Source organism: Acinetobacter sp. ESBL14 (assembly GCF_036668815.1).
Lineage (GTDB): Bacteria > Pseudomonadota > Gammaproteobacteria > Pseudomonadales > Moraxellaceae > Acinetobacter > Acinetobacter gyllenbergii.
Window position 1 is genome coordinate 97,076 of the sequence record NZ_JAZEVS010000001.1, and the last position, 13,687, is coordinate 110,762.

The 13,687-nt window shown below is 44.5% G+C and carries 11 protein-coding genes; 9 read left to right on the forward strand and 2 right to left on the reverse strand.

The window, feature by feature from the left end; genetic code table 11:
* Positions 1–159: 159 nt before the first annotated feature.
* Positions 160–876, forward strand: a complete 717-nt coding sequence (gene bfmR, locus V6E90_RS00515) for a response regulator transcription factor BfmR (protein WP_004655457.1) — start codon at positions 160–162, stop codon at positions 874–876.
* A 105-nt stretch (positions 877–981) separates the two neighbouring features.
* Entirely contained in the window at positions 982–2,622 is a 1,641-nt protein-coding gene (gene bfmS / locus V6E90_RS00520) for a sensor histidine kinase BfmS (protein ID WP_332604203.1), read from the forward strand.
* Between the two features lie 116 nt (positions 2,623–2,738).
* Here bfmS and V6E90_RS00525 read toward each other — a convergent pair whose 3' ends face one another.
* Positions 2,739–3,095, reverse strand: coding sequence for a hypothetical protein (locus tag V6E90_RS00525; protein WP_004655454.1), 357 nt, complete (start codon positions 3,093–3,095; stop codon positions 2,739–2,741).
* A 92-nt stretch (positions 3,096–3,187) separates the two neighbouring features.
* On the reverse strand, positions 3,188–4,606 hold the full coding sequence (locus tag V6E90_RS00530) for a GGDEF domain-containing protein (RefSeq protein WP_016541634.1): 1,419 nt from the start codon (positions 4,604–4,606) through the stop codon (positions 3,188–3,190).
* Between the two features lie 398 nt (positions 4,607–5,004).
* On the opposite strand from V6E90_RS00530, the gene ndhC reads away from it, so the two are divergent.
* From ndhC to nuoH, 7 genes are all read left to right on the forward strand, one after another.
* Positions 5,005–5,556, forward strand: coding sequence for an NADH-quinone oxidoreductase subunit A (ndhC, locus tag V6E90_RS00535; protein ID WP_016541635.1), 552 nt, complete (start codon positions 5,005–5,007; stop codon positions 5,554–5,556).
* 6 nt (positions 5,557–5,562) lie between these two features.
* A complete protein-coding gene (locus V6E90_RS00540; protein ID WP_004638049.1) occupies positions 5,563–6,240 on the forward strand; it encodes a NuoB/complex I 20 kDa subunit family protein in 678 nt (225 codons plus the stop codon).
* Between the two features lie 88 nt (positions 6,241–6,328).
* Positions 6,329–8,116: an NADH-quinone oxidoreductase subunit C/D gene (nuoC, locus tag V6E90_RS00545; RefSeq protein ID WP_004655448.1), complete on the forward strand. Its 1,788-nt coding sequence runs from the start codon at positions 6,329–6,331 to the stop codon at positions 8,114–8,116.
* Positions 8,117–8,128: 12 nt separating this feature from the next.
* Entirely contained in the window at positions 8,129–8,638 is a 510-nt protein-coding gene (gene nuoE, locus V6E90_RS00550; RefSeq protein ID WP_016541636.1) for an NADH-quinone oxidoreductase subunit NuoE, read from the forward strand.
* Positions 8,635–9,960: an NADH-quinone oxidoreductase subunit NuoF gene (gene nuoF, locus V6E90_RS00555; RefSeq protein WP_016541637.1), complete on the forward strand. Its 1,326-nt coding sequence runs from the start codon at positions 8,635–8,637 to the stop codon at positions 9,958–9,960. Before nuoE ends, nuoF begins: the two co-directional genes overlap by 4 nt.
* A gap of 11 nt (positions 9,961–9,971) precedes the next feature.
* Positions 9,972–12,656, forward strand: coding sequence for an NADH-quinone oxidoreductase subunit NuoG (nuoG, locus tag V6E90_RS00560; protein WP_016541638.1), 2,685 nt, complete (start codon positions 9,972–9,974; stop codon positions 12,654–12,656).
* 3 nt (positions 12,657–12,659) lie between these two features.
* Positions 12,660–13,676: an NADH-quinone oxidoreductase subunit NuoH gene (gene nuoH, locus V6E90_RS00565; protein WP_004655440.1), complete on the forward strand. Its 1,017-nt coding sequence runs from the start codon at positions 12,660–12,662 to the stop codon at positions 13,674–13,676.
* Positions 13,677–13,687: the final 11 nt, after the last annotated feature.

The window sequence follows — 13,687 nt, forward strand, 5'->3', positions numbered from 1 at the left end:
TCATAATTTTAATAAAAAGATAACAAAACAGGGTAAGCGTGTATCAGTTTGGTGAACGGCTACTTGTTTACAATGTAAACGTGTGTATATTGCAAAACATAAACCAATGTATCTATCAGATTTTTATAGATGGATTCACTCAGATTTTAGGGGCAACAAATGAGCCAAGAAGAAAAGTTACCGAAGATTTTAATCGTAGAAGATGATGAGCGCTTAGCACGTTTAACACAAGAGTATTTGATTCGTAACGGTTTAGAAGTTGGAGTCGAAACTGATGGTAATCGTGCAATCCGTCGCATTATCAGCGAGCAACCAGATTTAGTGGTTCTTGATGTGATGTTACCGGGTGCAGATGGTCTGACCGTTTGTCGTGAAGTGCGTCCACATTATCATCAACCGATTCTAATGTTGACTGCACGTACAGAAGATATGGATCAGGTACTTGGTTTGGAAATGGGTGCAGACGATTACGTTGCAAAACCAGTTCAACCACGTGTGTTATTAGCGCGTATTCGTGCTTTATTACGTCGCACTGACAAAACAGTAGAAGACGAAGTGGCACAACGTATCGAATTTGATGATCTGGTGATTGATAACGGTGGTCGTTCAGTGACTTTAAATGGTGAGTTGGTTGACTTCACTAGCGCTGAATATGACTTGTTATGGTTATTGGCGTCGAATGCAGGTCGTATCCTGTCTCGTGAAGATATTTTCGAGCGTTTACGCGGTATCGAGTACGATGGCCAAGACCGTTCGATTGATGTGCGTATTTCACGTATCCGTCCAAAAATCGGTGATGACCCAGAAAATCCAAAACGTATTAAAACTGTACGTAGTAAGGGTTATTTATTCGTTAAAGAAACCAACGGAATCTAAACACGCTAAGCCTCCTGATCTCAGGGGGCTTTTCCCTTAATAGCAAGCTCTGTGCAGCGTGGTTGTTTAGGGAGAGGTGTTCACTAGCTTGGAATTATTTACCCAATGGTAAGTCGAGTACTAAAAAACAGCATATTCTTGCGTATTTATGCTGGTTTGGTGGTTTTGGTTGTTGTGGTTGCCGCATTTTGTTATTTGCTGGTGCAGATCATTAACTATCAACGTGCGCAAGAATATCGTGAATCTCTTACTGATGGTATTTCCTATGTCATTAGTGAAGGGGTGTCTCGTCAGCCAGAAAAGCAACAAAAGTTAGATTGGATTTCCGATGCTTCTGATTTGCTGGAATTGCCGATCTACTATGTGGATGCGGAACGGGTAGAACTGTCTCGTACTGAGAAAAAACGTATTGCTGAACAAAAGTCAGTGGTTCGGTATGATGCCAATAATGGCATCGGCTATATTATTATCGGTCTAAAAGACGATCCTAAACATTTCCTCTATATCAAAGTCGACAAAATTGGCGAACGCCAAATGAAGGCGCTGCCGATCTTTGTACTGGATTATTTGATTTTTTATCCAGGGCAGGAGCGGGAATATTTAGACAAAATCAAAAAACATTTCTATTACCCAATTGAAATTGCCGATATTAAAGATATCAATCTGGATTCAGAGCAGATTGGTCGTTTGCGTCAAGATCAAAGTGTGTTGTTGTATAAAGACAGTGCAACAGTACGCGGCACCACCATTTCCATTGTTTCGCCAATGCCGAATCATTCTGCACAAGTACTGATTTTAGGCCCTGTGCCGATGTTCAATTGGATGCCATTCCAGCTTTCTGCAGGCATTACCTTGTTTAGCTTGTTCTTGTTGAGCTTAGGGGTTTACGGTCTGATCTTGCCATTAGAACGTAAAATTCGTCAGGTTCGTTATGCTTTGAATAAGATGAAGTCTGGTGATTTGTCCTTACGTGTCCCGATTGAGGGCAGCGATGAAATGGCAAACTTGGCCTCCAGTTATAACAACATGTCCGACCATATTCAGCGTTTGATTGAAGCACAGCGCGAGTTGATGCGTGCGGTATCGCATGAGCTCAGAACGCCTGTGGCGCGGATTCGTTTTGGTATGGAAATGCTGGCGGAAGAAGACGACTATAATTATCGTATTCAGCAGGTCGACATGATCGATAAGGATATTGAAGCGCTCAATACCTTGATTGATGAGATCATGACCTATGCCAAGTTGGAGCAGGGTACGCCATCTTTAGATTTTGAGGACATTGTCTTGGTTGAAGTGCTTGACCAAGTCGCAATGGAAACCGAAGCGCTGAAGACGCAAAAAGAAATTGAATTGATTGCGCCACCATTGGCCTTGAAGGTGGATGCAGAGCGCCGTTATCTACACCGAGTGGTGCAGAATCTGGTCGGTAATGCGGTCCGTTATTGTGATCATAAGGTGCGCATCAGTGGTGGGATTCGTGCCGATGGTAATGCCTATGTCTGCGTTGAAGATGACGGGCCAGGAATTCCAGAGCAAGAGCGCAGTCGTATTTTTGAAGCTTTTGCTCGCTTGGATGATAGTCGTACCCGTGCTTCGGGCGGTTATGGTCTAGGTTTGTCGATTGTCAGCCGAATTGCTTACTGGTTCGGTGGTACCATTCAAGTCGATCAAAGTCCAAACTTGGGTGGCGCGCGCTTTGTTATGACCTGGCCTGCCAAGCGTTATAAACAAGTGATTAAGAAATAACTACCATGTAAAAAGGAATGATGCAGATCATTCCTTTTTTATATGCAGCAATAAAAAAGCCAAAGCGCAATGCTTTGGCTAAATCAGGTTTTTAAATGACCTTGTTTTATCGCTGCTTACTCATGAACAGAGGGGTCAGGTTCAATCAGGGGTTTGCCTGAGCGCAGACCTTGCAATGCATCCGCATTAAAATCAATCAGTAGGGCATTATTTTTAATATCAATTTTATAGCCTTTGATGAGTGCTTGATCTCCATTTAAGGTTTCGACTTTATAGCTGTCTGCAATATTCAAAATACTTTCTAGATTGGTTGTGGTTGCCGCAAAATCCTCTCTAAATACTTCGTAGATGTCTCTTAAATCAAAAATCGCATTATCAGCATCTGGATGTTTTCGAACATAACTTTCTATATGACGCATCAGCAGTTGTGAAAAAAAGAAATAATCCGAGTCGTGTGTGTATTCTAGATGCATGTTTTTCTCCTTTTGTGCTCATTCTAGAATACTCATCTATTCGCGCTGCTGTGTATAAAGATAATTAAAGTATTTAGCTGAATTGCAACATATTATGTCGAAATGACAACTTGGTTGCGACCCAGTCGCTTGGCTTGATACAGCGCATCATCGGCCTGTTTAAATAGTTGCTCTATTGAATGCTGATTTTCAGGTTCACAAATGCAAACACCGATACTGATTTGAATCGAAAAGGTCTGTTGCGCTGCATATTCAATCGGGGTTTGACTGATTTGCAGGCGAATTTTTTCCGCACACAGATAAGCCGTGTCGGCATCTGTATCGGTCATAAAGATGGCGAACTCTTCGCCGCCTAAACGGCCCAGTAGATCTTGTGGTCTAAGCAGGCTTTGAATGGTGTGTACACAGCTTTGCAAGGCACGATCACCCATCTGGTGTCCATAACTGTCATTCACCTGTTTAAAGTGGTCAATGTCGAGCATCAGAAAAGCAGTTGTTTGACCGGTGTGGGTTGCTTGTTGCTGAAACAGTTGCACCGATTGCAAAAATTGGCGTCGGGTCAGGCTGGAAGTCAGTTCATCATGGGCGATGGTGTGCTGCAGCTCTTGAATCAGCTTGGATCGTACCATATTGATACTGGAAACCGTGAGCGGGGCAATGGTCATCATAATCAGCCCAAGGCGGATTGAGATAGCATTGTTTAAAAACTGTTCGGGGTAAAGCAGCAGATAGTTTTGTGAGACATGATAAATCACAAAGGCGCAGCTGATTGAGGTAATTACTGCCACTGAAAAATGACGATAGCTCAAAGCGCACCAAATTAGGGCGGCAATCGGGTACAGCAGTGAACCGGGGCCTGCATCGTAGTAGCCAATCGCAATCGAAAAAATGACCGCAAATAAGGGCAAGCTTTCTTGCACGGTCTGGGTTTTAAATTCTTTCAGTTGTTGTTTAAACTCGGCGAAATGTGGTGCACTGATCATCGCAGGGAGCAGTAACAAGGCATTTTGGATTTCAGCAGTAAACCAATAACCAAAATCGGTCCAGAATGAGCCGAGCGCGAATTTGGTGTTGAGTAAAGGCAGGGTCAGCGCTGCAAATGACGAGCTGGCCAAAGCGCCGATACAACAGAAACTGAATAGAAAGAGATAAAAATAACCGTGATGCAGTGAGCGGATAAAGGCATTAAATTTGATATACAGGGTCAGTGTGGTGATGACATAGAGCAAATTGGCAGAGTTCAAGCAGATATTGAGCAAGAGAGGAGTGCCTTGCAAGGCATCAGCAAGTAGATAGCCGACAATTGCCCCGATAAAGCTGATCGGGTGCCGAGTTTGTGGAAAGCGAATCAGTAAACCCAGTAACACCGAGTTTGCAGGCCAAAAAGAGGCCAGAAAAGTCAGGTGTCTGGTGGCGATGCCAAGTAGGCAGCACAGCAGAATCACCCCCGCAAAGAGTAGAAATAGTTGTAAAAGCGAGCGTGGTTTTAATGCTGCATGAGCTTGGGGCATTCGGACATGGTTCTGTAGGGGAGAGAAGGTCGCGCTATTATATAAATTCTGCTTAAATTTTCATCATAAATTTGTATCAATGCAATGATTTAGTTCGTGCTGCAATAAATTGGGGCAGTGGATCAAAACACGAATGTTTTTTAAGGCCTAAATAAAGAAAAAAATGATCAACATGCTATTCTTGATTAGATAATTCGATTTTTAGGGGTGAATTAACCATGATCTTGGATATATCTGTAAATTTAAGGACAAAATCATCCGAAAGACTAAAGCGCTTCAACTAGCATGAGAAATTAGAAATCAGGTACAATTGGCGGGATTAATTTTGTGTTTGGTGTATTTGAAGGCCAATACATACATTCTTTGTTAAAAATAGGCCTGCCAGGAGTTATCCCCGCATGAGTGCCATTACTCCATACGAATGGGCAATAATTGCCTTCGTGATCGGCGTTACATTTCTTTGCGTTTTTATGCTGACAGTTCCCTTACTCCTCGGGGGTAAAGCATGGGGACGTGCAAAGCAAGAGCAGTTTGAATCAGGTGTAGTTGGTGCGGGCGGTGCTCGTATCCGCTTGTCAGCCAAGTTCTATTTAGTTGCAATTTTCTTTGTGGTTTTCGATCTAGAAGCCCTCTATCTCTACGCTTGGGCAACTTCAGTTCGTGAAGTTGGTTGGGTGGGTTTTGCAACGGCTGCCGTCTTTATTTTGGTTTTATTGATTGGTTTGATTTATGAGCTTTCTACGGGCGCACTTAACTGGGCACCTTCAGATCGTCGTAAAGCAGCTGGCGTGAAGACCAAAATCGGTTCGCCAAATATGAACATTGCAGACATTACGCGATTCAATAACATTGAAGAGTTAGTTGTCGATCCTACTGGTCATATTCCAGCACAGTCTTCTGGTCGTGTTAAATCTAAAACACCGACTACATCATTACTTGAAAAGGAGTAAGTCGGGATGAAATATACTTTAACCCGTGCGAATCCGGATGCCGATCAATATCCATTACAAGATCGTCAAATCGTCACTGATCCACTTGAGGAAGAAGTGAATAAAAGTGTGATGATGACACGTCTTGAAGATGTGTTGCATACAGCAGTGAACTGGGGGCGTAAAAACTCTTTGTGGCCATTTAACTTTGGTACATCATGCTGCTATGTCGAATATGCAACCACATTAACAGGTGTGCATGACTTGTCACGTTTTGGTGCCGAGGTAATTCGTGCTTCACCACGTCAAGCAGACTTGATGATTGTTGCAGGCACATGCTTTGTCAAAATGGCGCCTGTCATTCAACGTTTGTATGAACAAATGCTTGAGCCTAAATGGGTCATTTCAATGGGTGCTTGTGCTAACTCAGGTGGTATGTACGACATCTATTCAGTGGTTCAAGGTGTAGACAAAATTATTCCTGTTGATGTGTACATCCCAGGCTGTCCGCCGCGTCCAGAAGCATTAATCCAAGCATTGATGTTATTGCAAGACCAAATTCAACTTGAGCGCCGTCCACTTTCAGCGGTTATTGGTGATGATCTTCAGCCTGTGTATAAGCCAAAGATGATGCCAGAACGTGACCGTAAAAATGCGGAACGTATTGCGGTGAAAAACCTACGCTCTATGGATGAAATTAAATAATTTTAACGATGAATTTTTGACATATTTCATGATGAATATGGTCGTCGGGAAAATTGACAAAATTTGTATTAAATAGGAAGCCAAGCCAATGGCTGAAACTGACATTGCTATGCCAGAATCAACTCCAGTTGATTCACGCCCAGCATTTGCAATCGTAGAAGAGCTCAAAACCAAGTTTGGTGAGAACTTCTATGTGCAGGCGACTTTTGAAGAGTTTCCAACAGTCTGGGTTGAGCGCGCACGCGTGCAAGAAGTCCTTATGTTCCTCCGTAAAGTGGAACGTCCTTATGTGATGTTGTTTGACTTGTCAGCGGTCGATGAGCGTTTACGTGTTCACCGTGACGGTTTGCCAGCATCTGACTTTACTGTGTTCTATCACTTGTTATCGCTTGAGCGTAATAGTGATATTCGTATTAAAGTTGCATTGAATGAAAATGATTTAAGCATCCCAACCGCAACCAATATTTGGCCTAATGCCAACTGGTACGAGCGTGAAGCTTACGATATGTTTGGTATCGATTTCGCTGGGCATCCAATGCTCCGTCGTATTTTGTTGCCAACCTATTGGGAAGGTCATCCGTTACGTAAAGAATATTCTGCCCGTGCGACAGAATATACCCCGTATATGCAAGACCAAGCGAAGCAAGATTTCGAACAAGAACACTTACGCTTTGTCCCAGAAGACTGGGGTCTAAAACGCGGTAATGATGACGAAGACTTCATGTTCCTGAACTTGGGTCCGAACCATCCATCTGCGCACGGTGCGTTCCGTGTGGTGTTACAGTTGGACGGTGAAGAAGTTAAAGATTGTGTGCCTGATATCGGTTATCACCACCGCGGTGTGGAAAAGATGGCTGAACGTCAAACTTGGCATTCATTCATTCCGTATACCGATCGTGTTGACTACCTCGGTGGTTGTGCGCAAAACATGCCATATGTGATGGCTGTTGAGCAGCTTGCTGGTATTAAAGTTCCAGAGCGAGCACAAGTGATTCGTGTGATGTTGAACGAGTTATTCCGTATCAATAACCACTTATTATTCTGTGGTACAGCGATTCAGGATGCGGGCGGTATGACCCCAGTATTCTATATGTTCGCAGACCGTCAAAAAGTCTATGACATCGTTGAAGCGATTACGGGTTACCGTATGCACCCAGCATGGTTCCGTATCGGCGGTACCGCGCATGACCTTCCAAACAACTGGCAAAAGCTAGTGAAAGAGTTGTTGGAATGGATGCCGAAACGTTTGAACGAGTACTACACTGCGGCACTTAAAAACTCAGTCTTTATCGGTCGTACTCGCAATGTTGCGCAATACGATGCGAAATCTGCGTTGGCTTGGGGTGTGACAGGTACAGGTTTACGTGCAACGGGTATTGATTTTGACGTTCGTAAATATCGTCCATACAGTGGTTATGAAAACTTCGACTTTGATATTCCAGTGGAATATGAAGGCGATGCATACGCACGTGTCTTGGTTCACTTCCGTGAAATCACTGAATCATTAAAAATCATTCAGCAGTGCTTGGACAACATGCCGTCTGGTCCATATAAAGCGGATCATCCATTGGCAGTTCCACCACCGAAAGATAAGACATTACAAGATATTGAAACCTTGATTACGCACTTCTTAAGCGTCTCTTGGGGTCCTGTAATGCCAGCGGGCGAGTCTTCATTTATGACGGAAGTGGTGAAGGGTGCGAGTACCTATTACCTCACTTCTGATAAGTCAACCATGAGCTATCGTACCCGTATTCGTACACCAACGTTCACGCATTTACAGCAAATGCCTTCAGTGATTAACGGCAGTTTGGTTTCTGACTTGATCATTTATTTGGCAACCATTGACGTGGTTATGGCTGACGTGGATCGCTAGGGGTAAACGATTATGATGATTTTGACTGATAAAAAACCACGTGTGAATGTTGAAGGAATTTTGACTGCGGACGAAATTCATGACATTGAACATCACATTGATCATTACCCATACCCACGTGCGGCTTCTTTGGATGCTTTGAAGTGTGTACAGCGCCGTAATGGTTGGGTTGATGATGCACAAATGAATGCGATTGCACAGTTGTTGAGTATGAGTGTGGCGGATCTGGAAGGTGTTGCAACTTTCTATAACCGTATCTACCGTCAACCTGTGGGTCGCCATGTGATTTTATTGTGTGACTCAATTGCATGCTTCTTGATGGGTGCAGAAACTTTGGCAGAAGCGTTCCAGCGCGAGTTGGGTATCCAGTATGGACAAACCACAGCAGATGGTCGTTTTACCTTGCTCCCAATTTGCTGTTTAGGCAACTGTGATAAAGGTCCAACTTTAATGATTGATGAAGATACGCACGGCCTCGTGGACGTGTCATCAGTTAAACAGTTATTGGAGAAGTATGTATGAATACTGAACCAAAACCAATTTATGGCGACGGTAACCCAGAAACGCATCCATTGACTTGGCGTTTGAGCAAACAAGAGTTTGTTCGTGCTGCCGATGAATACGAAGCACTAGAAGGTTATGCTGGCTTTAAAAAAGCCTTGAGCATGCCACCAAAAGATGTGCTTGAAGTCATTAAAGCTGCGACAGTCAAAGGTCGTGGTGGTGCAGGTTTCCCAGCGGGAATTAAATGGTCATTGATGGCGCCCAATGATGGTGGCCCACGCTATTTGATCTGTAATGCCGATGAAATGGAACCAGGTACCTTTAAAGACCGTTTGTTGATGGAAAAACTTCCTCATCAATTGATCGAAGGCATGCTGATTGCAGGTTATACCTTAGAAGCAACTCAAGGTTATATCTTCATTCGTGGTGAATATGTCGAAGCAGCTCAATACTTAAATGAAGCATTAGAGCAAATCCGTGCCAAAGGTTACTTGGGTGACAATATCCTTGGAACAGGCTGGAACTTTGATATGCATGTTCACACCGGCGCAGGTCGTTATATCTGTGGTGAAGAAACTGCATTGATCAACTCACTTGAAGGTCGCCGCGCCAATCCGCGTACCAAACCGCCATTCCCGCAAGTTGCAGGGGCATGGGGTCGTCCGACGATTGTCAACAACGTTGAGACCTACAATAACTTGCCAGCGATCATGTTGCGTGGCCCAGAGTGGTATATCAACTTGTCTGCGGGTAAGTCGAAAGATCCGGGCACCAAGATTTATGGTGCATCAGGCAAAGTTAAATTCCCAGGTCTTTGGGAACTACCATTTGGTACAACTGCGCGTGAAGTGATTGAAGAACATGCGGGTGGTATGCGCGACGGTTTAACCTTGAAAGCATGGTTACCGGGTGGTGCATCAACGGATTTCTTGGCTGCTGAACACATTGATTTGCCAATGGATTCAGAGACGATCATGAAAGCAGGTTCTCGTTTAGGAACTTGCCTACTCATGGTGGTGGATGAAAGCCAATGTATGGTTTCTGCAACACGTAATTTAGAAGAATTCTTTGCGCGTGAATCATGTGGTTTCTGTACACCATGTCGTGACGGTTTACCTTGGGCAGTGAAAGCGCTTAAAGCACTGGAAACAGGCGAAGGTAAGAAAGAAGATATCGATCATTTACAAGAACTGACGCGTAAATTATGGATCGGTAAAACTTTCTGTGCTCACGCACCGGGTGCGATGGAGCCGCTTATGGGCGCACTTAAATATTTCCGTAACGAGTTTGAAGCTAAGGTTAAAACCCATGCTCCTGCTCTAGACGTAGAACAAGCTTAAGGAATTCGACTATGGCTACAATTCATGTCGATGGAAAATCGTATGAAGTCAACGGCTCAGAAAACTTGCTACAAGCATGTCTTAGCCTTGGCATCGACATCCCGTATTTTTGTTGGCACCCATCCTTAGGTTCTGTTGGTTCTTGTCGTCAATGTGCGGTGACTCAGTATGCGAATCCTGAGGACACACGTGGACGTCTGGTGATGTCATGTATGACACCTGCGACCGACAATACCTATATTTCGATTGAAGACAAAGAAGCAACGGATTTCCGTGCGTCGATTGTTGAATTCTTGATGACGAACCACCCACACGACTGTCCAGTCTGTGAAGAAGGTGGTCACTGTCATTTACAAGATATGACCGTCATGACGCAACACGATCGTCGTCGTTATCGCTTTACCAAACGGACTCACTATAACCAAGAGTTGGGTTCGTTTATTGCGCATGAGATGAACCGTTGTATCGCCTGCTACCGTTGTGTGCGTTATTACAAAGACTATGCGGGTGGGACGGACTTTGGTGTCTATGCCAATGCGTCACGTGTCTATTTCGGTCGTCCAGAATCAGGTACTTTAGAATCTGAATTCTCGGGTAACTTGACTGAAGTGTGTCCAACAGGTGTATTTACCGACAAGACTCATTCAGCACGTTATAACCGTAAATGGGACATGCAATATGCGCCAAGCGTATGTTTCGGCTGTTCTTCAGGTTGTAACATCTCTCCGGGTGAGCGTTATGGCGAAATCCGTCGTGTTGAAAACCGTTTCAATGGTTCTGTGAACCAATACTTCCTTTGCGATAAAGGTCGTTTCGGTACAGGCTATGTGAACCGTGAAGACCGTCCACGTCAACCACAGTTCCGTAATGGTGAAACTGTTGCAACCGTAACTGTTGATCAAGCGCTTGATCAAGTGATTACTCAGCTGAAAGGCAAGAAAGTGTTAGGTATTGGTTCTCCACGCGCAAGCTTGGAATCAAACTATGCACTGCGTGAGTTGGTTGGACAAGACAACTACTCAACAGGGATGTCTCAAAAAGAGCAGAACTTGGTTGAGTTAGCAGCATCAATCATGCAAACACAGGGGATTTATAACCCGAACATGCGTGAAATTGAAAGCTATGATGCGGTGTTGATCTTGGGTGAAGACTTAACTCAAACTGCACCACGTATGGCCTTGTCTGTGCGTCAAGCTGCGAAAAACAAAGCCAAAGAAATGGCTGCTGCAACACGTACACCAGACTGGTTGGCTGAACCGGTACAACGTATCGGTCAAGATGCAAAATCCCCTATCTATATCCTTGCGGCAACGCAAACGCGTTTAGCGGATGTGGCGACAGGTGAAGTGGTTGCATCGCCTAATGACATCGCACGTTTAGGTTTTGCGGTTGCTGCTGCGGTGAAAGGTGAAGCATTGACTGGTTTGGCAGATGATGCCAAAGCTTTTGCGCAAACCATTGCGGATACTTTGAAAGCGGCGAAAAAGCCATTGATTATCTCGGGGACTAGTTTACAAGATCCTGCAATCATGGAAGCTGCTGCTCAAGTTGCGCAAAACTTAGGTGGAAATGCGGGCTTGTCATTGACTGTTCCTGAAGTGAACTCAATGGGCTTGGCATTGTTTGGCGGTTTAAGCCTAGAACAAGCATTTGCACAAGATTTTGATGCCGTGGTTGTGGTTGAAAATGACTTAACCCGTCGTTTACCTGTAGCACAAGTCAAAGCTGCATTAGATAAAGCTGAAACTGTGATCGTCTTGGATCATAGTGAAACTGAAACCTTGAAACTTGCGGATATCGTACTTTCGGCAGCAAGCTTCGCTGAAGGTGATGGTACTGTGGTGAGCCAAGAAGGCCGTGCACAACGTTTCTATCAAGTGTATGACCCAAGCTACTACAAGCCAGAATATGCGATCAAAGAATCATGGCGCTGGTTACATGCCGTTGAGACAGGTCTTAAAGGCAAAGCAGTTGATTGGACATTGTTGGATGATGTGATTGAAGACATCGTCAAGAATGTACCCGTACTTGCTGCAATTGAAGAGGTTGCGCCAGATGCGGGTTACCGTATCCACGGCTTGAAGATCGCACGTGAACCACGTCGTTACTCGGGTCGTACTGCAATTCGTGCGCCGTTATCGATTCATGAACCGAAACAGCCGACTGATCCAGATTCAGCATTGACGTTCTCGATGGAAGGTTATGTCGGAACTCAGACGGCATCTTCATTGGTACCTTTCGCATGGTCTGCGGGCTGGAACTCACCACAAGCTTGGAACAAATACCAAGATGAAGTGGGTGGTCACTTAAAAGGTGGTGATTCAGGTATCCGTCTATTCGATCGTTTAGCTAAACGTCCTGCACGTAGCTATGTTGCACCAACAGCTGTGGTGGTGAACCCTGAAAGTTTCCGTCTTGTGCCAATGCACCATATCTTTGGTTCTGGTGAATTCACTATCAAAACACCTGCAATGGAATCTCGCATTCCTGAAGCGATGTTTGCGGTGGGTGAACAAGATGCAACACGCTTAAATGTTCAAGATGGTCAACGTATTACAGTACAAGCGGGTGAGACTAGCATTAGCTTGCCAGTACAAGTCATCGAATATTTACCAACAGGTTATATCGGTTACCCAATTGGTTTAGCACCAACAGTTTCATTGGCAGAGCCTGTGTCTGTGGCGGTAGGAGTGTAATTCATGAATCAAGAAATTATACGTCAAACGCCACTTTGGGCTGAGAACTGGCCAATCGCTTATTCAGTGATTCAGGCGATTGTGATCTTGCTGGTAGTGGTTTTGGTTGCTGCTTTAATGTCATTTATTGAGCGTCGTCTCTTGGCATTATGGCAAGACCGTTATGGTCCAAACCGTGTTGGTCCTGGCGGTATGTTCCAGATTGTTGCCGACATGCTCAAGATCATGTTCAAAGAAGACTGGACACCGAAGTTTGCTGATAAGCTGACTTTCCGTTTAGCACCAGCCGTTGCGATGGCAACTGCGGTACTTTCGTTTATGGTGATCCCAGTAAGTCCTACACTGGGCGTTGCAGATATGAGTATCGGTCTATTGTTCTTTATGGCAATGGCGGGTATCGCAGTCTATGCAGTGTTATTTGGTGGTTGGGCATCGAACAACAAATACTCATTACTTGGTGGTCTTCGTTCTGCGGCTCAAACCATTTCTTATGAAGTGTTCTTGGGTATCTCGTTGATGGGTGTGGTTGCGATTGCTGGCTCATTCAACATGCGTGAAATCGTTGAAGCACAACGTGATATGTGGTTCATCATTCCTCAATTCTTAGGTTTCTTGATCTTTGTGGTTGCGGGTGTTGCAGTTACGCATCGTCACCCATTTGACCAACCTGAAGCTGAGCAAGAATTGGCGGAAGGTTACCATGTTGAATACGGTGGTATGAAGTGGGGGATGTTCTTCGTTGCGGAATACGTCAACGTCGTTTTGATCTCGGCATTGATCGTGACTTTATTCTTCGGCGGATGGCTTGCACCATTTAACTTAGAAATTCCATTTGTTCCACCATTATTCTGGTTCGTGATTAAAACAGCATTCTTCGTAATGATGTTTGTCTTGGCGCGTGGTTCGTTAATGCGTCCTCGTTATGACCAAGTGATGAACTTTGGTTGGAAAGTTTGTTTGCCATTGGCGTTGGTCAACTTGTTAGTGACTGGTGCTGTGATTCTGATGAATCAGGCCTAGGACAGCAGGGA

Excerpts from the sequence above, each read along its gene's own strand:
- nuoH (WP_004655440.1), top strand. The coding sequence starts at position 12,660 with ATGAATCAAGAAATTATACGTCAAACGCCACTTTGGGCTGAGAACTGG.
- nuoG (WP_016541638.1), top strand. The coding sequence starts at position 9,972 with ATGGCTACAATTCATGTCGATGGAAAATCGTATGAAGTCAACGGCTCA.
- nuoE (WP_016541636.1), top strand. The coding sequence starts at position 8,129 with ATGATGATTTTGACTGATAAAAAACCACGTGTGAATGTTGAAGGAATT.
- V6E90_RS00525 (WP_004655454.1), bottom strand. The coding sequence starts at position 3,095 with ATGCATCTAGAATACACACACGACTCGGATTATTTCTTTTTTTCACAA.
- bfmR (WP_004655457.1), top strand. The coding sequence starts at position 160 with ATGAGCCAAGAAGAAAAGTTACCGAAGATTTTAATCGTAGAAGATGAT.
- nuoC (WP_004655448.1), top strand. The coding sequence starts at position 6,329 with ATGGCTGAAACTGACATTGCTATGCCAGAATCAACTCCAGTTGATTCA.
- V6E90_RS00540 (WP_004638049.1), top strand. The coding sequence starts at position 5,563 with ATGAAATATACTTTAACCCGTGCGAATCCGGATGCCGATCAATATCCA.
- ndhC (WP_016541635.1), top strand. The coding sequence starts at position 5,005 with ATGAGTGCCATTACTCCATACGAATGGGCAATAATTGCCTTCGTGATC.
- nuoF (WP_016541637.1), top strand. The coding sequence starts at position 8,635 with ATGAATACTGAACCAAAACCAATTTATGGCGACGGTAACCCAGAAACG.
- bfmS (WP_332604203.1), top strand. The coding sequence starts at position 982 with ATGGTAAGTCGAGTACTAAAAAACAGCATATTCTTGCGTATTTATGCT.
- V6E90_RS00530 (WP_016541634.1), bottom strand. The coding sequence starts at position 4,606 with ATGCCCCAAGCTCATGCAGCATTAAAACCACGCTCGCTTTTACAACTA.